The sequence below is a fragment of the Bordetella genomosp. 10 genome, assembly GCF_002261225.1.
Taxonomy (GTDB): Bacteria; Pseudomonadota; Gammaproteobacteria; order Burkholderiales; family Burkholderiaceae_B; genus Bordetella_C.
In genome coordinates this window covers 1,488,394-1,506,975 of the sequence record NZ_NEVM01000002.1, presented here as the reverse complement: position 1 = coordinate 1,506,975, position 18,582 = coordinate 1,488,394, and the positions used below count along the sequence as shown (strand labels likewise).

Genomic DNA, 18,582 nt, shown 5'->3' with positions numbered 1-18,582 from the left:
TGGCCAAAACAGCACCTGCGGGATAGCCAGGAGGCCGCTACACGGTTACTTGGCATGCATATTGCTTTTCCCCTTATGCCAGTCGAGTTGCAGCACTCGACCCTTTATCAAACGGAGATGACATGGCAAGCGAGAAAGAAGTCCTGAAACAGATTAAAGACCTGGAAGTCAAGTTCGTGGACTTCCGGTTCACCGACACCATGGGCCGTGAGCACCACGTGTCGGTGCCGGCCCATCAGGTCGACGAAGACAAGTTCGAAGGCGGCCACGCGTTCGACGGTTCCTCGATCCCGGGCTGGAAGGGCATCGAGGCTTCGGACATGCTGCTGATCCCGGACGCCTCGTCGGCCCGTATCGATCCGTTCATGGAAGAGACCACGCTGGTGCTGACCTGCGACGTCGTCGAACCCTCGGACATGAAGGGCTACGACCGCGACCCCCGCTCGCTGGCCAAGCGCGCCGAAGCCTACCTGAAGTCCTCCGGCCTGGGCGACACCGCCTTCTTCGGTCCGGAACCCGAATTCTTCGTGTTCGACGGCGTGACCTGGAACACCGACATGTCGGGCACCTTCGTCAAGATCAAGTCCGAGGAAGCCCCCTGGTCGACCGGCCTGGAATTCGAAGGCGGCAACCTGGGCCATCGTCCGCTGGTCAAGGGCGGCTACTTCCCCGTGCCCCCGGTCGATTCCTTCCAGGACATGCGCTCGGAAATGTGCCTGCTGCTGGAGCAACTGGGCGTGCCCGTCGAAGTGCACCACCATGAAGTGGCCGCTCCGGGCCAGTTGGAAATCGGCACCAAGTTCAGCACGCTGGTCCAGCGCGCCGACTGGAACCAGATCATGAAGTACGTGATCCACAACGTGGCCCACGCCTACGGCAAGACCGCCACCTTCATGCCCAAGCCCGTCGTCGGCGACAACGGCTCCGGCATGCACGTGCACCAGTCGATCTGGAAGGACGGCCAGAACCTGTTCGCGGGCAACGGCTACGCCGGCCTGTCGGAATTCGCGCTGTACTACATCGGCGGCATCATCAAGCACGCCCGTGCGCTGAACGCGATCACCAACCCCGGCACGAACTCGTACAAGCGCCTGGTTCCGCATTTCGAAGCCCCGGTCAAGCTGGCCTATTCGGCCCGCAACCGTTCGGCCTCGATCCGCATCCCCTACGTGGGCAACCCGAAGGGCCGTCGTATCGAAACCCGCTTCCCGGATCCCCTGGCCAACCCCTACCTGGCCTTCTCGGCGCTGATGATGGCCGGCCTGGACGGCGTGCAGAACAAGATCCACCCCGGCGATCCGGCCGACAAGAACCTGTACGACCTGCCGCCGGAAGAAGATGCCAAGATCCCGACCGTCTGCGCGTCGCTGGATCAGGCGCTGGAAGCCCTGGACAAGGACCGCGAGTTCCTGACACGCGGCGGCGTGTTCAGCAACGAAATGATCGACGCCTACCTGGCCTTGAAGGAGCAGGAAGTGCAGCGTCTGCGCATGACGACGCACCCGGTCGAATTCGACATGTACTACAGCCTGTAATCTCCTTGCTTCCCCGGTAAGGCAAAGGGCGGCGGACCGCGAGCCGGTACGCCCGCCCGCGCCCTGCCGGGCGCAAAAAACGATGAACGTAGACGCCTTCGAACTCCTCGCCACCGCCATCCTGCTGGTGGATCCGCAAGGCCACGTCGTATATGCCAACACCGCGGCGGAAGACTTGTTCAGCCGTTCGCGCCGGCAATTGACGGGGCAGGCCGCGGCATCCCTGTTCGACGATCGCGAGCAGGTGCAATCGTCCATCGACCAGGGCCTGAAGGGCATCTTCGCCGACGCGCGCCAGTTGTCCTCCCTGCGTCGCGGCGGCGAATCGGTCACGGTGGTGGTCACCACGGTGTCGCTGTCCGGGCAGCCGTGGCCGGTGCTGGTCGAAGTGCGCGAGATCGAGCAGCGCGTGCTGGCCGACCGCAATCATCGTCTCATCGACGAAATCGAAACCCATCGGGAATTGCTGCGCAACCTGGCCCACGAGGTGAAGAATCCCCTGGGCGGCCTGCGCGGCGCGGCGCAGTTGCTGGAAGGGGAGCTGCCCGATCCTTCGCTGGCCGAATACACGCAAGTCATCATTTCCGAGGCCGATCGCCTGCAGGCGCTGGTCGATCGCCTGATCGGGCCGCAGCGCGTGCCGCTGAACGCCAAGCCGGTCAATATCCACGAGGTCTGCGAGCGCGTGAGCGCGCTCATCCAGGCCGAGTTCCGCGATGGCGTGCTCATCGTCCGGGACTACGATGCCTCCATGCCCGACGTGCCCGGCGACGCGGCGCGCCTGATGCAGGCCGTGCTCAACGTGGCGCGCAACGCCGCCCAGGAACTGGTCATCCAGGCGCCGGGCGACGACGTGCCGCCGCCGCAGATCACCTTGCGCACGCGCGTGGCGCGGCGCGTCATGCTGGCCCACCGGCAGCACCGGATGGCCCTGGTGCTGTCCATTATCGACAACGGTCCCGGCGTACCGGAACAGATCCGCGACCGTATTTTCCATCCGCTCGTTACCGCCCGTCCCGGCGGCACGGGCCTGGGCCTGAGCCTGGCGCAGGACTTCGTGCAGCAACACGGGGGCATAATCGAATTCGAATCACGTCCCAGGCATACGGAATTCCGCCTGGTGTTGCCGATGGAACCCGCATGAAACCCGTTTGGATCGTAGACGACGACCAGGCCATCCGCTGGGTGCTTGAAAAAGCGCTGGCGCGGGCTGGCGTGACCACGCGCAGTTTTTCGCAGGCGGCCGACGTGCTTGCCGCATTGGAGAACGACACCCCCGCCACGCTGGTATCGGACATCCGCATGCCGGGCGGCAATGGCCTGGACTTACTGCGCAAGATCAAGGATGGGCACCCGTCGCTGCCGGTCATCGTGATGACCGCCTATGCCGACCTGGACAGCACGGTCTCCGCCTTCCAGGGCGGCGCGTTCGATTACCTGGCCAAGCCTTTCGACGTCAACGAAGCCGTCGCGCTGATCCAGCGCGCGGTCCAGGAAAATGCCGACGCGAACGTGGCCCAGGCCGCGGCGCCCAGCGAACCGGGCGCGGAACGCTGGATGATGACGCAGTCCTCGTCCACCGCCATGCAGGAGATCTTTCGCGCCATCGGCCGCCTGGCGCAGTCCAAGGTGACGGTGCTGATCACCGGCGAATCGGGCACCGGCAAGGAATTGGTGGCGCGCGCCCTGCATGGGCATGGCGTGCGCGCCAACGGCCCCTTCGTGGCGCTGAACGCCGCGGCCATTCCGCGCGATCTGCTGGAGGCCGAGCTCTTCGGCCACGAGCGCGGGGCCTTCACGGGCGCCAACAATCTGCGCCGGGGGCGCTTCGAGGAAGCCAACGGCGGCACGCTGTTCCTGGACGAGATCGGCGACATGCCGATCGAGCTGCAGACGCGCCTGCTGCGGGTGCTGGCCGAAGGCAGTTTCTACCGGGTGGGCGGGGCCCAGCCGGTGCGGGTGGACGTGCGCATCGTGGCCGCCACCCACCAGCCGCTGGAGCAGCGGGTGGAGCAGGGCCTGTTCCGCGAAGACCTGTTTCACCGCCTGAACGTCATCCGCCTGCGCCTGCCGCCCCTGCGGGAGCGCGTCGAGGACATTCCGGCGCTGGCGCAGCATTTCCTCACGGTCAGCGCGCGCGCGCTGGGCGTGCCGGCCAAGCGGCTCACGGCCGAGGCGCTGGCCGTCCTCACGCGCTTCGACTTCCCGGGCAACGTGCGCCAATTGGAGAACTTCTGCCATTGGCTGACCGTCATGGCGCCGGGCCAGACCATAGACCGGCAGGACTTGCCGCCGGAAATCCGCGCCATGGAACACCAGGGCGCCGGCGAATCGTCCGCGCGATCCGTCGCGGCGGTGGCCGCGGGGGCGGGTGCCGGCACTGGCGCCGGGACCGGCGCCGAACCGCAGAGCTGGCAGGATTCGCTGCTGCGCGACGCGCAAAGCCGCCTGGACCGGGGCGAGCCCGCCATCATGGCGACGCTGACGCGCCAGTTCGAACGCATCCTGCTGCAGACCGCGCTGGACGCCAGCCGCGGACGGCGGGTCGAGGCGGCCTCGCGGCTGGGCATCGGCCGCAATACCATCACGCGCAAGCTGCGCGATCTGGGCATCGAGGACGAGTAGAAGGCCGAGGCGGCGGGCGGCAAGGATTCCGCCTTGCCGCGGCCGTCGGTTTGGCGGCGATCCTCGGCCGGTTTCAGTGGTCTTTGCCGGGTCTCGGACCGCTTCGTGGCCCTTCGTGGCCTGTCCTTCGTGACCTGCCCGGCCTGGTTCCAGCCGGTTCCAAGCGACTCCAGCCGCTTTCAGGCGGGCGCCGGCGTGCCTTCGGTCAGGCTCGCGCACAACCGTTCCGATTCCAATTTCTTGAGCCACCACTTGAGCGCCTGGCCCTGCACCGGCGTGCGCCAGGCATAGAGCAGTCGCTCGCTGCCGAACTTCCGTTCCTGCGTGGCTTTCTCCACCAATAGGCCTTGCGCCAGGTAGACGCCGGCGAGGGCGCGCGGCAGGTAGCCGCAGCCGAGGCCGCGGATCTGCGCGTCGACCTTGGCCTGCATGGTGGGCATGACGATGCGCTGCTGCTGATCCAGCAGGTTGCGCGTCGCCGGCGGCAGGGCGCGCGCGGTGTCGGCCACCACGATGGCGCAATGGCGGGTGATCTCGGCCGGCGTCAGCGGATGCTCCACCCGCGCCAGCGGGTGATGCGGCGCCACGCAGAAAGTGAAGCGGGCTTCGCCGAGGGGACGGGATTCGTAGCGTCCCGGGGGCGCCGTGGAGGCGTCGGCGCCGATCGCCAGGTCGGCGCGGCCGGCGGCCAGGGCGTCCCACGAACCGCTCAGCACCTCGCTGGAAAAGCGCAGCTTGGTGGCGCTGCCCAGGGCCTGGAATTCCTCGATCAGGTCGTAGATCGGCTTCCACGCGACGACCGCGCCCACGGCGATACGCAGTTCCAGCTCCCAGCCCGTGGCGATGCGGCGCACGCGCCGCGCCAGGTCCTCCAGCGATTGCAGGACCACCCGGCCGTCCTCCAGCAGGGCAGTGCCCGCCGGCGTCAGGACGGCGCGGTGCCCGCTGCGGTCGAACAGCAGCACGTCCAGCTTGTCCTCCAGGCGGCGCACCGCGTAGGTGATGGCCGAGGGCACCTTGTCCAGCTCGCGCGCGGCGCGGGCGAAGCTGCCGGTGCGGGCGATGGCGTCCAGCATCACCAGCAATTCCGGGGTGATGGGCGGCCCGGTGGGCGTATCGGGAGACGCGGCGGAGGGGGGAGGACGGGCCATGGGCAGGGGGATAACCGGAAGGTGGCGGTCCGCGCGGCCGGCAGGCGGGGCAGGCGGTCCGGATTTTCATTCAAATTTATTGAATGATGTCGTCAAAACCATGCGGCTGCAAGCCCTGGAGTCGCCCCCACAATACCTTCCATGGCAGTTCAACAACATACGAGTCAACGGACCTGCGAGTTCAACGGTCCGAACGACCGGGAGTCATCGACATGCTTACCCTCCGTCGCAGTGAAGAACGCGGTTACGCCGACCACGGCTGGCTGAAGAGCCACCACACCTTTTCCTTCGCCGATTACTACGATCGCAACCACATGGGTTTCGGCCCGCTGCGCGTGATCAACGACGACCGCATCGCGGCGGGCCGCGGCTTCGGCACGCACGGCCACCGCGACATGGAAATCCTGACCTATGTGCTGGAAGGCGCCATCGCCCACAAGGACAGCATGGGCAACGGTTCGACCATCCGCCCGGGCGACGTGCAGCGGATGAGCGCCGGCCGCGGCGTGCTGCACTCGGAATTCAATCCGCAAGCCGACCAGGGCACGCACCTGCTGCAGATCTGGATCGAGCCCGACGTCGCGGGCATCGTGCCGGAATACGAGGAGAAGCGCTTCGACGAGGCCGAGAAGCGCGGCCGTCTGCGCCTGGTGGCGTCGCCGGACGGCGCCGACGGCTCGGTCCGCATCCACCAGGACGCGCGCCTGTACGTCGGCTTGTTCGACGGGGCCGAGCGGGCCGAACTGGCCCTGGCCGAGGGCCGCCGCGCCTGGGTGCACGTGGCGCGCGGCAGCGTGGTGGTCAACGGCCAAGCGCTGAAGGCGGGCGACGCGCTGGCGGCGCGGGACGAAAGCCGGCTCGAAGTCAGCCAGGGCGACGGGGCCGAAGTGCTGGTGTTCGATCTGCCGTAATGCCGTGATGCCGTGGATCGCCGCGGTCGCGGCGGGAGGCGGGCTTCGGGGTTTCGGCTCCGGGGCTCGTCCGACGACCGGCGATTCTACGATCCCGTGATCCGGCGATCCCGCGTGATCCGGCGATTCCGTGATCCGGAGATTCCTGTCCAGCGTTGCCTTTCCAGCATTACCTGTCCGGCGATACTTTCTTGCCGATTATCCTTGGAGCCCTCCATGTCCACACCGACCCAAGATCCCTCGTCCGCCATCGAAACCATCGTCGTGCCGCGCACCAGCGACCTGGGCGGCTTCGAGGTCCGGCGCGCGCTGCCGTCCGTCCGCAAGCGCACGGTCGGTCCTTTCGTCTTCCTGGACCAGATGGGGCCGGCGCTGCTGGCGGCGGGGCAGGGCCTGGACGTGCGTCCGCATCCCCATATCGGCCTGTCCACGGTCACCTACCTGTATGAAGGCGCCATCGTGCATCGCGACGGCGCGGGCCATGTGCAGACCATATTGCCGGGAGAAGTGAACTGGATGACCGCCGGGCGCGGCATCGTGCACTCCGAGCGCTCGCCGGTGGAGAGCCGCGCGCGCGAGCAGCGCATCGCCGGCCTGCAGGCGTGGGTGGCCTTGCCGCGAGAACGGGAGGAAACCGATCCCGGCTTCGTCCACTATGGATCAGAGTCCCTGGCCGAGGCCGAAGGCGAGGGCGTGCGCGCGCGGATCATTGCCGGATCGCTGTTCGGCCAGACCTCGTCGGTGCCCACCCTGTCGCCGCTGTTCTTCGGCGACGTGCGCCTGCAGGCCGGGGTGCGGGTGCTCCTGCCGGCGGAATACGAGGAACGCGCGGCCTACATCGCCAGCGGCGCGGTGGAGATCGAAGGGCAGGTGCACGAGGCCGGCCGCCTGGTCGTATTCGCGCCGGGTTGTCCGGTGGCGCTGCGGGCGCGCGACGAGGCGCGCATCGCCCTGCTGGGCGGCGAGCCGCTGGACGGCCCGCGCCACGTATGGTGGAACTTCGTGTCGAGCAGCGCGGACCGCATCGCGCAGGCCCGCGAGGATTGGATGCGCGATCGCTTCGCCCAGACCGTGCCCGGAGACGAAACGGAATTCATCCCGGCCCCGGAACTGAAGCGGAGCTGATTCGGGGTTCCGCTCCCGCGACCTATGTGGCTTGTGCCGCGTATACGGCATAGGCGACATATGCGGTATAGACGGTATGTCCGGCAGCCACGCCGCGGATTTTTCCGCGCGCGCCGACCGCTTCCCGATATCATGCGAACAGCCCGGGCCCGGATGAGGCCCGGCATCGCAGAATATCGAGGAGACAACCATGACCCTGCCGGTCCGGCGTCCGTTCGCCGCCATCCGCGTTCGCGCGGCATCCCATGCCATCGCGCCCGTCCCCGCCATGAGGGGGCGGCTGGCGCGCGCCGCGGTTTTCTGCGCGGCGGCCGTCGCGCTCGCCGCCGGCGTCGCCACCGCCGGTGCGGCCCGGGCGGCCGGCTTTCCCGCGCGGCCGATCACCTTTATCGTTCCCTATACGCCGGGCGGCACCACCGACATCGTGGCGCGCACCGTCAGCCAGAAGCTGGGGGAAAGATTCGGCCAGACGGTCATCGTGGAAAACCGTCCGGGCGCCGGCGGCAACATCGGCATGGAGGCGGTCGCCAAGGCCGCGCCGGACGGCTACACCATCGGCTTCGGCGCCATCTCGACCAACGCGCTCAATCCCTTCGTCTATCCGTCCATGCCTTTCGATCCCACCAAGGCGTTCACCGGCATCAGCATGCTGGGCACGTCGGCCGTCGTGATCGATGTCGGCCCGCAAGTGCCGGTCAAGGACGTCGCGGGCCTCGTCGACTATGCCAGGAAGCACCCGGGCCTGGGCTTCGGCACGCCGGGCACCGGCACGTCCATGCACCTGGCCGGCGTCCTGTTCGACCAGGCGACCGGCGCGGGACTGCAGCACGTGCCGTACAAGGGCAGTTCGCAGGCCATCAACGACCTGCTGGGCGGGCACATCGACATCCTGTTCGACAACCTGCCGGCATCGCTGCCGCATATCAAGGCGGGGAAGATCCACGCGCTGGCGGTCACCGGCAGCGAGCGCTCCAGCGTGCTGCCGGACGTGCCGACGCTCAAGGAGCTGGGCTATGCCGGCGCGGTGGTGGACCCTTGGTTCGCCGTCTATGGCCCGGCGGGCATGCCGGACGACGTCACCCAGGCCTTGAGCGAGGCTTTCCGCTGGGCGCTGGCGCTGCCCGACGTCAAGGAGAAGCTGCGCCTGGCGGGCTTCAATCCCTACGGATCGACGCCGCGCGAAGTCGATACGCTGAGCCGTTCGGAATACGAGCGCTTCAAGGCGCTTTCGGCCAAGGTGTCCTTGAAGGCGGAATAGCCGCGCGGGCCTTGGTGTCCAGTCGCGCCGGCCTGGCTACGCGCCGGCGCCTGCCTCCTGGCTGCCGCGCGCATACGCCGCCGCGCGCCGCTCGGCCAGCGCCGTTCGGCGTATGAAATCCGCGACCCCGGCGTCGGCCGGATGATGGCGCAGGGCGTAGGGCGTGTCCCACTGCGCCAGCCGGCCATCTCGCATCACACCGATACGGTCCGCGATGGCGAAGGCCTCGTCCTGGTCGTGCGTGACCAGCAACGCGGTGTTGCCGCTGGCCCGCAGAATGTCGCGCAGTTCGAAGGCCAGCCGCTCGCGCGAGTCCGCGTCCAGGTTGGAGAAGGGCTCGTCCAGCAACAGCAGTTCGGGCGCCGGCGCCAGGGCGCGCGCCAGCGCCACGCGCTGCTGCTGTCCGCCGGACAATTCGTGCGGATAGCTGCCGGCCATCGCTTCCAGGCCGACCAGCGCCAGCATGTCGCGCACGCGTTCCCGCTGCCGCGGTTTCGGCTGCCGGCGCAGGCCGAAGCCGACATTGCCCGCGACGTCCAAGTGCGGGAAAAGCGCATAGTCCTGGAACATCATGCCGACGCGGCGCGCCTGCGGCGCCACGGCGGACGCCGGGCTCGCTATCTCGGCGCCGTCCAGGCGGATGCGGCCGCGGCGCAGGGGTTCGAAGCCGGCAATGGCGCGCAGCACCGAGGTCTTGCCGCAGCCGGACGGCCCCAGCAGGCAGCCGATGTGGCCGCGCTCCAGCGCCAGGCTCAGCGCGTCGACGACGACGCGCGGGCCCTGGCCGGTGTCGTAGGCCAGTTGCAGTTGGTCGAGTTCGAGCAGGACGGTCATGGCGGGGACCCGGATCGGGAAGGCAAGGGCGGCCCGGCCGGCGCCGGCGTGCGTCCGGAAAAACGCGGCGCGGCCTGCGCCCGGGCCAGCAGGATGACCGGCAGCAGTCCGGCGGCGACGATGCCCAGGGCCGCGACCGCGCCCTCCTCATAGGCGCCGCGCGCCGCCTCGGCATACAGCCAGGTCGCCAGCGTATCGAAATTCATGGGCCGCAACAGCAGCGTGGCCGGCAGTTCCTTCATCGTGTCGACGAAGACCAGCAGCGCCGCGCTCGCCAGCGCCGGGCGCAGCAGCGGCAGGTGCACGCGCCTGAGGACGCCGCCGGCGTTTTCGCCCAGCAGCCGCGCGGCCTGTTCCAGCGAAGGCGGAATGCGCGCCAGGCCCGCTTCGATGCTGCCGGCGGCGATTGCCAGGAAGCGGATGACGTAGGCGATGACCAGCGCGCTCATCGAGCCCATGAGTATCTGTCCGGCGCCCAGTCCCAGCCAGGCGAGGACGTCGTCGAAAATTGCCAAGGGCGTCAGCAGGCCGATGGCCAGCACCGTGCCGGGTATGGCGTAGCCCAGGCTGGCGACGCGCGGGCCCCATGCGAGCGCGCCGCCGCGCGCGCTTTCGCGGACCCGGCGCGCGGCCCAGGCCACGGCCAGCCCACAGGCCAGGGTCGCCAAGGTCGCCGCGGCCGCGACGCCGGCGGTGTTGCGGGCGGCGGCCCACAACTGGCTGGAGACGCCGCCCACCAGATGCAGGCGTTTCTGCGTTTCCCACAACAGATACAGCGCCGGCGCGACGAAGCCCAGCAGGACGGGCAGGGCGCCCAGCCCGCAGGCGAAGCAGGCGCGCAGCCCATGCAGGCGCCGCGGTTGCATGGGGCGGGGCCGTTGCGTGGCGGCGTAGCGTTGGCGGCGCCGGCCGCGCCGTTCCAGCAGGATCAGGGCCAGCACGCAGGCCAGCATGGCCAGGGCGATCTGCGCCGCGCCGGCCAGGTCCGACCGCGTCACCCATGTCGTGTAGACCGATACGGTCAGCGTCTGGACGCCGAGGAATTCCGACGCGCCGATATCGTTGAGCGTCTCCAGCAACGCCAGGCTGACGCCGACGGCCAGCGCCGGCCGCGCCATCGGCAGCGCCACGCGCCAGAACACGCCCCAGCGGCCGGCGCCCAGCGTGCGCGCGGCTTCCAGCACATTGGCGGCCTGGGTCGCGAACAGCGCCCGCATGCTCAGGTAGACGTAGGGATAAAGCGCGAAGCCCAGCACGAAGATCGCGCCCGGCAGCGAACGCAGGTCGGGCAGGCGGAACTGGCGCGGATTGTCGTAGCCGAGCAGGGCGCGCAGCGCGCTCTGCACCGGGCCGATCGGATGCAGCAGGTCGAGATAGGCGTAGGCCAGGATGTAGGTGGGCATCGCCAGCGGCAGCAGCAGCGCCCAGGACAGCAGCCGCCGGCCGCGGAAATCGTAGGCGCTGACCAGCCAGGCGCCGCCCACGCCCAGGAGCGTGGTGAGCGCGCCCACGCCCGCCAGCAGCGCGCCGGTATTCAGCGCGGCCTGCGGCAGCACGTGGCGGCCCAGGTGGGCCCAATGCGCGGTGTCGCCGCTCAGGGCCCAGCCGGCCAGGGCCGCGAGCGGCGCGCAGACCAGCAGGGCGATCAGCGCCGCCGCCCAGGACCAGGGCGTGGATGGCGTCATGCGGGCCGCGCGGCTTACTGGTCGAAGCCGACCTTGTCGACCAGTTCGCTGGCCTGCTTGCGATAGCGGGCGATGTCGGCCACCGGCAGCGTATCGACCTTCAGCGGGCCGAAGGACGCGACCACCGGGTCGAGCTGCACGCCGGCGCGCACCGGGTATTCATAGTTGGCCTGGGCATAGAGGGCCTGGGCCGGCGCCGACACCAGGTAGGTCAGCAGCTTGACCGCGCCTTCCTTGTGCGGCGCGTGGCGCGCCACGGCCGCGCCGCTGATATTGACGTGGGTGCCGTCGCCCTCGATGAAGGTGGGACGGATGACCTTGATGGCGTCGCCCCACTTGCGCGCGTCGCTGCCGGCTTCGGCGTTCTTCATGTGGCCCGCGTAGTAGGCGTTGGCCAGGCCGATGTCGCAGATGCCCCCGAGTATGTCGCGCGCCACGTCGCGGTCGCCGCCGGTCGCCTTGCGCGCCAGGTTGGCCTTGACGCCGCGCAGCCATTTTTCCGTGGCCTCGGCGCCGTCGTGGGCGATCATCGCCGCCACCAGGCCGGTGTTGTAGGGGTGCTGGCCCGAGCGGATGCAGACCTTGCCCTTCCATTTCGGATCGGCCAGGTCTTCGTAGCGGAAGCTGTCCAGGGGCAGGTCTTTCTCGGCATAGAGCACGCGGTCGCGCAGCGACAGGGCGTACCAGGCGCCGCCGGCGCCGCGCAGGTTGGCCGGCACGGCGGCCTCGATCTCGGGCGACGGCGCGGGCTGCGTGACGCCGCCGTCGACGAGGTCCATCAGGTTGCCGATGTCCACCGTCATCAGCACGTCGGCGGGGGACTTTTCACCCTCGGCCTTGACGCGCTCCAGCAGGCCGTCCTTGACGAACACGGTGTTGACCTTGACGCCGCTTTCCTTGGCATAGGCGTCCAGCAGCGGCTGGATCAGCTTGGGTTCGCGGGTGGTGTAAAGGGTGACTTCCTCGGCGGCGTGCGCGGGCGTGGCGGCGGCCAGCGCCAGGAGCGCGAGCAGCGGGACGAGACGGGGCAGGGTGGGGGACATGGGGGATCTCCTGGCAATCGCGCCGCGCGGCGGCGGCAGGGCTGAGAATCCAGTAACGAAAATGATTCTCAAAACGCGGAAGCCGCAAGATAGCAGGAAGTTCCCGTTCGTTCAACTTAATGTAAGGAATCTGGCGTGGCGCGGGACCAACCCGCGAAAAAGAAGAGCGTGTCTTTTTACGCCGTCACCGCGATGGAGCTGATTAACGAGCGCGAGTTTCAGCGGGTGCCGGGGCTGCGGCTGGAAAACTGGACGGTGGAACCGGCGCAAGGGTGAGGGCGGCCGCGCCGGCGACACGGCATCGGCCGTTCGGGGCCCGTCACTGCCTTGCCGCCGGTCACATTTGGCATAAGCACATGCCGAATGCGTCTAAACCAAAGCCGCCAATGAGAACGTTTATCATCAAAAAGCGCTAAAATCGGAAATTCCTTTAATGGCTCGGCGCGTCCTTTTTGCGCGGGCCGGCGGCGACGGCTCCAAGGAGTTGCCGCGACGCATCTCCTTATCCGCGCATCTTCCTATCCGATATGGCAGCCTTCAACACCGAGCGCGTCTTGAGCGTGCACCACTGGAACGACACCCTTTTCTCCTTCAAGACCACCCGCGACGCGGCGCTGCGCTTCCACAACGGCCATTTCGTCATGATCGGCCTGGAAGTGGAGGGCAAGCCCCTGCTGCGCGCGTATAGCATCGCCAGCGCGAACTACGAAGAGAACCTCGAATTCCTCAGCATCAAGGTGCCCGACGGCCCGCTGACCTCGCGCCTGCAGCACCTGAAGGAAGGCGACACCATCCTGGTCAGCCGCAAGCCGGTGGGCACGCTGGTGGTGGACGACCTGAAGCCCGGCAAGCACCTGTACCTGTTCGGCACCGGCACCGGCCTGGCGCCGTTCATGAGCATCATCAAGGACCCGGACGTCTACGAACGCTTCGAAAAGGTCGTGCTGGTGCATGGCGTGCGCTGGGTCAGCGAACTGGCCTACGCCGACTACATCCAGAACGAGCTGCCGGCCAACGAGTTCTTCGGCGACATGGTCAACGGCAAGCTGGTCTATTACCCGACCGTCACGCGCGAGCCCTTCCGCAACCAGGGCCGCATTACGGAACTGGTCGAGAACGGCAAGCTGTTCGAGGACATCGGCCTGCCACCCCTGAGCCCCGAAAACGACCGCGCCATGATCTGCGGCAGCCCGCACATGCTGGCCGACATCAGCGCCATGCTGGACAAGCGCGGCTTCGTCGTGTCGCCGGGCGTCGGCCAGCCGGGCGACTACGTCGTGGAACGGGCCTTCGTCGAGAAGTAATCCGGCCGGCCCGGGCAGGGCATCGGCTTTTATGCCGGCGCTTGCCGGGGCGTTTGGCGACGGGGGCGAGTGGCGTCTTGCAGGAAGACGTAGAAATTGGCTTCCAGATTGCGGCTCATGGCCTGTCTCTTGACGGTGCGCGCGGCGCGGTGCGCGGCCGCGTAATCGAAACGCCATACGCTGATTGCTTCCTTGCCGAGGTGTTGAAGCATTCTCTGGGTAAACCTTCCGTTATCCGTTTTTTCCAGGAATGCCCTCCCCATATCCTCGGTGGTGCGATGATCGTGGAAACCGGTGGAGAACGCGCCCAGGTATTGTTCTGTCTCGCTGCGTGTGTGGAAGTTTACGACGTGCGAGTATTCGATGATGCGTATGCGTTTCGCATCGAATCCCGCGACGCGAGAGGCCTGATAGGCGAACACATCGCTTCCGAAGTAATCCGATGTTTTCTCTTGCCGGAACGCCAGCTCGATGGTGACCTTATCGTCGGCAAACGCAGTTCGGAACACGCTTTTCGGTTCCCCGTACACCCTGCTCGATTCCGGAGGCGAGGGATAGGTGCCGTTAGGTCGTGAGAGGACCGTGGTTGTGTATCCGCTGAAGCCATCATCGGTTCCCGAGCTTATTCGATGGTCAAATGCCTTCGCCACGAATTCCCTTCTTTCGTCGTCGCTCCTGGCCGCCTGGGATGCTTGCGCCGTGGTTGAGCGTCCATGCATGTCTCTTGAGTCATCCTGGTTTACCAGTGCGGCAGAAGGGCCCTCGGCCTGTGCGACTTCCTCCACGATCCTGATGACGCTTTCGAAGATGATCAGGGCATCCGGGGCCTGGAGCGCTCTATAGTCGAATGTCGACGGGGCCGGGCGGAATGTGCGTAACACGCTGGCGTGGGCTGCTGGGCCGCCGTCTTCCGGGTCGTCGTGAACGGTCCCGAACGCGTCTGTCATGGTCGCCGGGTTGTTGCCCATGGCGCGATACAGGTTGAGGCCATCCGTGGCGCCGGCGGGGTCCGGGCTTATCCATCGTCCTGTCCACGGCTGGTAATAGCGCAAGCCGTAGTAGTAGAACCCGGTGGCGTCGCGCTCCTTGCCGGAATAGCGGATGAATTTGTATTTGACCTCGCTGTCGGTGCGCGATGTCAGCACCGCCGTGCCGCCGTAGGGGTAGTACTCCTCGCGGGTGATGAGGTTGCCGTCCTGGTCGGTTTCGACCATGCAGGATTGTTGGCGGTCGCTGTATTGGTAGCGCAGTTGCAGGTTGGGGATGTCTGAAGGCTTGGCCGTGCCGGCGGGCCAGTTCAATATCCGCGCGCCGTCGTCCAGCACGATCACTTCCAGTTGTTCTCCTGTGCCGGTGTCGCTGCGCAGCTCCAGGCCGGGGAGATAGCGCGTGTCGGTATGGTTCCAGATGCTGCCGGCCTTGCTGCTGCCGTATTTGCGTATCCGTTGGCCGTCGCCGTCGTAGGCATATTGTTCGCGGTCGCTATTGTTCCAATCCGGTTCCGCCTCTCCGGGGGCACGATAGGCGGTCACCACGCAATAAAGCCGATGCAGCGGCGTCCAGTACATGGGCTGGTTGGGGTTGCCGTCCACGCAGATGCTCTTGCCGGCGCTGTCGAAATAGTTGTCGATGTTGTCCGGAGTCGGTCCCGGGTAGTTGGCCGTGCAGACGGCGCGGTTGCTGGCGCGGCCCACGACCAGCTTGCGGGTCGGGGGCATGGCGCCGGTCCAGTCGGCGCTGCCTGTCGAGGTGAGATTGCCGCCGAGGTCGTAGGTGTAGGCGCGTGTGTAAGGACGATAGTCGGGCGTGGTCGATGGCTTGAATGCGCCGCCGGGCCAGTCGGTGCCCTTGGGGCTGCTATCGACGTAGTTCTCGCGGCCGCTGGCATTGGTGAGTTGATACAGGGCATCGTAGGCATAGACGCGGTCGGGCGTGGCGACGCGGTTACGGAAGAAAGTGACCTGCGCGCCGGGGCTGTCGTCGGATAGCGCGGTGACGTTGCCTACGCCATCGTAGGTATAGGCTAGGGCCTGGAGGCGAGTCATGCTGCTGCGGATATTTCCTTCGGTGCGCGTGTCGGTAAGTCTCTTGGTTTCCGATATGCGTGATGCCGTGATTGAAACCAAGCGCCCGGTAATCTGCGGTTCGTAGGTGTACGCCACCTGGATTCCGTTAGCGTCGCTGCGGGTGTCGATCTCGTCGGCGGCGGTATAAACGATGGCGGTGGTGACCGGCATGCGATTGCCGCCCTTGGGTGTGACCGCGGTTGAATACTTGCGTCCGGCGCAGTCGTAGCCCGTGTGCTGCTGATGGCCTTGGGCATCGGTCTGGGTCAACACCTGGGCCAGGGCGTTGTAGGTCCAGCACGTGGCGTACGGATCACGCCCCTCCAGAAGCGACTTGTTGGCGATGAAAGGCGGCTTGTTGTCGCTGACCATCCAGTTGTTGTCGGGGTCGCAGGCAAGCGCCAGGAAGCTGCGATCTTGCCGCAGGGCATGCCCCTGTACGCTATAGCCCAACACACTCATGTCGAGCAGGCCGGCGGTATCGAAGTGCTGGAGGAGTTGCCCGCGTTGGTTGGCGTTGCGCGGGTCGCCGGCATTGAGCGGATCGTAGGTGTCGCCCGGCTGCCCGCTTGCCTCGCCATAGAACCAAAGATCGCAGGCGCCGACGTTCCGCATGCTGGCCATTCCGCCTGGCGTTGTGGACGAAGTGGAGGTAGCGAATACGGTGGACGTGGCAGGCGTAGCAAGCGTGATGGGCGCAGCGGACGCAAGCGGCGAGGTGGCGCGGACCCTTTGTACGGGACGGCCCAAGGCATCGTAATACCAGCGAACGGTGAGGGCGTTATCCGACCGCAACTGGCTGTCGCGCCCTTGGCTGTAGTGCCAGAAAGGCCGGCCCACGATATCAGCGCACGCCCTGGACGTGCCCGCGTCCGCGCTCACGGTTTCCAGCACCTGCCCGGACAAGGCCGGCACGTGGCGAAAGTTCAGCGTCGAACCGCCGAAGAATCGCGGGTCCTGCGACGAAAGCAACTGCCCCAGAGCGTTATGCGTGTAAGCGTCGACGTATTGCGCCGCCACCGCCCCTTCGGCGCCGCGGTTGTAGCGCAGCGTGCGCACGCCCAGTCCACGGTTGTCGCGGACCGTGATCGTCGGGGTGCCAGCGCAAAGGTTCGCCATCGCTCGCGTCGCCGGAAGCGGTCAGGGGGAGCTTGTTTGTATACCCGGGCCACCGCCGCGGCGCCTCTGCGATTCGGCACGATTCTTTTGAATCGGGACTGGCGGACGGCCCTCGCAAGACAGGAGAACCGCCCCGGCGGACCCACATCAAGCAATCACTCAGGCTCGATCCCGGCCTGCTTGATGATATTCGCCCACTTCTTCGATTCGCTCTGCTGGAAGGTTGCCAGTTCCGCGGGCGTGGAGGTTTCCGGCACGGTGCCCGTCAGCTTGTAGAACTGCTGGGCCGCCGGTCCCTTGGTGGCCTCGGCCAGCAGGTCATGCAGCTTCTGGACGACGGCCGGCGGCGTGTTGGCCGGGGCATAGGCGGCGAACCAGTAACCCATCTCGTAGCCCGGCACGCCGGCCTCGGCGATGGTCGGCACGTCCGGCGCCAGCGGCGAGCGCTTCAACGTCGTCACGCCCAATGCGCGCAACTTGCCGGATTGCACCTGCGGCAGGCCGGTGGCGGTGTCGGTGATCATCAGGGTGATCTGGCCGCCCAGCAGGTCCGTGACCGCCAGCGGATTGCTCTTGTAAGGCACGTGCAGCAGCTTGACGCCGGTCATCTGCTGCAGCAATTCGCCCGCGATGCGGCTGCTGGAGCTGCCGCTGCCGAAGCTGAGCTTGCCCGGATTCTTGCGCGCGGCGTCCAGCAGGTCCTGGACGTTCTTATAAGGCGAGTCCGGCCGCACCACCATGATCTGGGCCCCCTTGCCCAACAGCGTCAAGGGCGCGTAGTCCTTCACGGGGTCGTACTGCAAGTGCTTGTACAAATGCTCGTTGGCGGCGTGCGTGGTATTGGTGGTGATCAGCACGGTGTAGCCGTCGGGCGCGGCCCGCGCCACCGTTTGCGCGCCTATCATGGCGCTGGCGCCCGGCTTGTTCTCGATGATCACGGCCTGGCCGCTTTCCTGCGTCACGCCCTGGCCGATGGCGCGGCCGATCTGGTCGGTGGCGCTGCCCGGCGCGAACGGCACCACGAAGGTAATGGGGTGGTTGGGAAAATCGGCGGCCTGTGCCGCCGGGGCCAGGGCGGCGCCGGCCAGCAGCAGCGCAAATACGCGGGACGCGGTGAATCGCATGAGTGTCTCCGGTTGTGATTGTGATTTGTGGCTGCACTATAGGCAGGTAGAGGCCGATTCGTGAAATCGAAAAACAGGATGAATTCATAGATAAACCCGATGCCGCCATGCACAGGGAGGTTTCGCCCGCTTGCGAGGATGCGGAAGCCGTCGATTTGCGTGTCCCGAGGAAAGCAGGCCCCCTGAGGGATAGCCCGGAATCGGATAGTCCTGAGGCCGAAATCGCCGCTGGAGCCAAACCTTTTCCGCCCGTCCGTTACAACTACCGCATTCACCCGCCGTCCCGTCCAGGTCTTTCGCATGCAACTATTGATGATTAAACTTCGATAGACTAAGGATTAAGTCAGACAACGCCTTTCAAGGATCCCCTCATGAGCAAGCAGATCATCCACACCCAGGCCGCGCCCGCCGCCGTGGGACCTTACTCCCAGGCGGTGGCCGTGAATGGCGGCAAGACGGTCTACCTGTCGGGCCAGATCGGCCTGGAGCCGCACACCGGGGATATGGTTTCCGAGAATTTCGAGGCCCAGGTGCGCCAGGCCTTCGAGAACATGCAGGCCGTCATCAAGGAAGCAGGCGGCACGCTGGAGAACATCGTCAAGCTCACCCTGTTCCTGACGGACCTGGGCAAGTTCGCCGCCGCCAACGCCATCATGGCCGAGATCATTCCGCAGCCGTTCCCGGCGCGTTCGACGGTGGGCGTGGCGAGCCTGCCCAAGGGCGCCCAGTTCGAGGTCGAAGCGATTCTGGTCATCTAGACCCCATCGATCGTTCCACGCGAGCGGCCGCGCCGCTTGCAGGA

At 66.9% G+C, this 18,582-nt stretch carries 15 protein-coding genes; 9 read left to right on the top strand and 6 right to left on the bottom strand.

What is annotated here, in order from left to right:
* Window positions 1-122 precede the first annotated feature (122 nt).
* The 3 genes from glnA (at window position 123) to ntrC (ending at window position 4,160) form a co-directional block, all read left to right on the top strand.
* Window positions 123-1,535 (top strand): type I glutamate--ammonia ligase, encoded by a 1,413-nt coding sequence (glnA, locus tag CAL29_RS15785; protein WP_094853913.1) that lies wholly within the window; start codon window positions 123-125, stop codon window positions 1,533-1,535.
* Between the two features lie 82 nt (window positions 1,536-1,617).
* A complete protein-coding gene (gene glnL, locus CAL29_RS15780) occupies window positions 1,618-2,679 on the top strand; it encodes a nitrogen regulation protein NR(II) (RefSeq protein WP_094853912.1) in 1,062 nt (353 codons plus the stop codon).
* Window positions 2,676-4,160: a nitrogen regulation protein NR(I) gene (gene ntrC, locus CAL29_RS15775; protein ID WP_094853911.1), complete on the top strand. Its 1,485-nt coding sequence runs from the start codon at window positions 2,676-2,678 to the stop codon at window positions 4,158-4,160. Before glnL ends, ntrC begins: the two co-directional genes overlap by 4 nt.
* Before the next feature lie 179 nt (window positions 4,161-4,339).
* Here ntrC and CAL29_RS15770 read toward each other — a convergent pair whose 3' ends face one another.
* Window positions 4,340-5,311: a LysR family transcriptional regulator gene (locus CAL29_RS15770; RefSeq protein WP_094853910.1), complete on the bottom strand. Its 972-nt coding sequence runs from the start codon at window positions 5,309-5,311 to the stop codon at window positions 4,340-4,342.
* A gap of 212 nt (window positions 5,312-5,523) precedes the next feature.
* Between CAL29_RS15770 and CAL29_RS15765 the strand changes: the two genes are divergently transcribed.
* From CAL29_RS15765 to CAL29_RS15755, 3 genes are all read left to right on the top strand, one after another.
* Window positions 5,524-6,222 carry a pirin family protein gene (locus CAL29_RS15765; RefSeq protein ID WP_094853909.1) on the top strand — a complete coding sequence of 233 codons (699 nt, stop codon included), beginning with the start codon at window positions 5,524-5,526 and terminating at the stop codon, window positions 6,220-6,222.
* 216 nt (window positions 6,223-6,438) lie between these two features.
* Window positions 6,439-7,347, top strand: coding sequence for a pirin family protein (locus CAL29_RS15760; RefSeq protein ID WP_094853908.1), 909 nt, complete (start codon window positions 6,439-6,441; stop codon window positions 7,345-7,347).
* Between the two features lie 268 nt (window positions 7,348-7,615).
* A complete protein-coding gene (locus CAL29_RS15755) occupies window positions 7,616-8,605 on the top strand; it encodes a Bug family tripartite tricarboxylate transporter substrate binding protein (protein ID WP_094854123.1) in 990 nt (329 codons plus the stop codon).
* A 36-nt stretch (window positions 8,606-8,641) separates the two neighbouring features.
* Here the strand turns inward: CAL29_RS15755 and CAL29_RS15750 are convergent, their stop codons facing one another.
* From CAL29_RS15750 to CAL29_RS15740, 3 genes are read right to left on the bottom strand one after another with little or no spacing between them, the layout of a single operon-like run.
* The gene (locus CAL29_RS15750) at window positions 8,642-9,439 is read right to left on the bottom strand and encodes an ABC transporter ATP-binding protein (RefSeq protein ID WP_094853907.1); all 798 of its coding nucleotides are present in this window, start codon (window positions 9,437-9,439) and stop codon (window positions 8,642-8,644) included.
* Window positions 9,436-11,124 carry an ABC transporter permease gene (locus tag CAL29_RS15745; protein WP_094853906.1) on the bottom strand — a complete coding sequence of 563 codons (1,689 nt, stop codon included), beginning with the start codon at window positions 11,122-11,124 and terminating at the stop codon, window positions 9,436-9,438. The genes CAL29_RS15750 and CAL29_RS15745 overlap by 4 nt, the downstream gene beginning before the upstream one ends.
* A 14-nt stretch (window positions 11,125-11,138) precedes the next feature.
* Window positions 11,139-12,167 (bottom strand): Fe(3+) ABC transporter substrate-binding protein, encoded by a 1,029-nt coding sequence (locus CAL29_RS15740; RefSeq protein WP_094853905.1) that lies wholly within the window; start codon window positions 12,165-12,167, stop codon window positions 11,139-11,141.
* Between the two features lie 135 nt (window positions 12,168-12,302).
* Here CAL29_RS15740 and CAL29_RS31320 point away from each other — a divergent pair, with 135 nt between their 5' ends.
* The gene (locus CAL29_RS31320; RefSeq protein WP_143277678.1) at window positions 12,303-12,443 is read left to right on the top strand and encodes a type II toxin-antitoxin system VapC family toxin; all 141 of its coding nucleotides are present in this window, start codon (window positions 12,303-12,305) and stop codon (window positions 12,441-12,443) included.
* 251 nt (window positions 12,444-12,694) lie between these two features.
* Window positions 12,695-13,471, top strand: a complete 777-nt coding sequence (locus tag CAL29_RS15735; RefSeq protein WP_094853904.1) for a ferredoxin--NADP reductase — start codon at window positions 12,695-12,697, stop codon at window positions 13,469-13,471.
* A 29-nt stretch (window positions 13,472-13,500) separates the two neighbouring features.
* On the opposite strand, the gene CAL29_RS32010 is transcribed toward CAL29_RS15735, so the two are convergent.
* A complete protein-coding gene (locus CAL29_RS32010) occupies window positions 13,501-16,656 on the bottom strand; it encodes an RHS repeat-associated core domain-containing protein (RefSeq protein WP_094853903.1) in 3,156 nt (1,051 codons plus the stop codon).
* Window positions 16,657-16,811: 155 nt separating this feature from the next.
* Window positions 16,812-17,780 (bottom strand): Bug family tripartite tricarboxylate transporter substrate binding protein, encoded by a 969-nt coding sequence (locus CAL29_RS15725; protein ID WP_094853902.1) that lies wholly within the window; start codon window positions 17,778-17,780, stop codon window positions 16,812-16,814.
* Window positions 17,781-18,151: 371 nt separating this feature from the next.
* On the opposite strand from CAL29_RS15725, the gene CAL29_RS15720 reads away from it, so the two are divergent.
* The gene (locus CAL29_RS15720; protein WP_094853901.1) at window positions 18,152-18,538 is read left to right on the top strand and encodes a Rid family detoxifying hydrolase; all 387 of its coding nucleotides are present in this window, start codon (window positions 18,152-18,154) and stop codon (window positions 18,536-18,538) included.
* Window positions 18,539-18,582 lie beyond the last annotated feature (44 nt).

What these genes read in the sequence shown, in the direction of transcription:
- CAL29_RS15770 (WP_094853910.1), bottom strand. Translation starts at nt 5,311, where the DNA reads ATGGCCCGTCCTCCCCCCTCCGCCGCGTCTCCCGATACGCCCACCGGG.
- CAL29_RS15745 (WP_094853906.1), bottom strand. Translation starts at nt 11,124, where the DNA reads ATGACGCCATCCACGCCCTGGTCCTGGGCGGCGGCGCTGATCGCCCTG.
- CAL29_RS15760 (WP_094853908.1), top strand. Translation starts at nt 6,439, where the DNA reads ATGTCCACACCGACCCAAGATCCCTCGTCCGCCATCGAAACCATCGTC.
- CAL29_RS15735 (WP_094853904.1), top strand. Translation starts at nt 12,695, where the DNA reads ATGGCAGCCTTCAACACCGAGCGCGTCTTGAGCGTGCACCACTGGAAC.
- ntrC (WP_094853911.1), top strand. Translation starts at nt 2,676, where the DNA reads ATGAAACCCGTTTGGATCGTAGACGACGACCAGGCCATCCGCTGGGTG.
- CAL29_RS15765 (WP_094853909.1), top strand. Translation starts at nt 5,524, where the DNA reads ATGCTTACCCTCCGTCGCAGTGAAGAACGCGGTTACGCCGACCACGGC.
- CAL29_RS32010 (WP_094853903.1), bottom strand. Translation starts at nt 16,656, where the DNA reads ATGGCGAACCTTTGCGCTGGCACCCCGACGATCACGGTCCGCGACAAC.
- glnL (WP_094853912.1), top strand. Translation starts at nt 1,618, where the DNA reads ATGAACGTAGACGCCTTCGAACTCCTCGCCACCGCCATCCTGCTGGTG.
- glnA (WP_094853913.1), top strand. Translation starts at nt 123, where the DNA reads ATGGCAAGCGAGAAAGAAGTCCTGAAACAGATTAAAGACCTGGAAGTC.
- CAL29_RS15740 (WP_094853905.1), bottom strand. Translation starts at nt 12,167, where the DNA reads ATGTCCCCCACCCTGCCCCGTCTCGTCCCGCTGCTCGCGCTCCTGGCG.
- CAL29_RS15720 (WP_094853901.1), top strand. Translation starts at nt 18,152, where the DNA reads ATGAGCAAGCAGATCATCCACACCCAGGCCGCGCCCGCCGCCGTGGGA.
- CAL29_RS15755 (WP_094854123.1), top strand. Translation starts at nt 7,616, where the DNA reads ATGAGGGGGCGGCTGGCGCGCGCCGCGGTTTTCTGCGCGGCGGCCGTC.
- CAL29_RS15750 (WP_094853907.1), bottom strand. Translation starts at nt 9,439, where the DNA reads ATGACCGTCCTGCTCGAACTCGACCAACTGCAACTGGCCTACGACACC.
- CAL29_RS15725 (WP_094853902.1), bottom strand. Translation starts at nt 17,780, where the DNA reads ATGCGATTCACCGCGTCCCGCGTATTTGCGCTGCTGCTGGCCGGCGCC.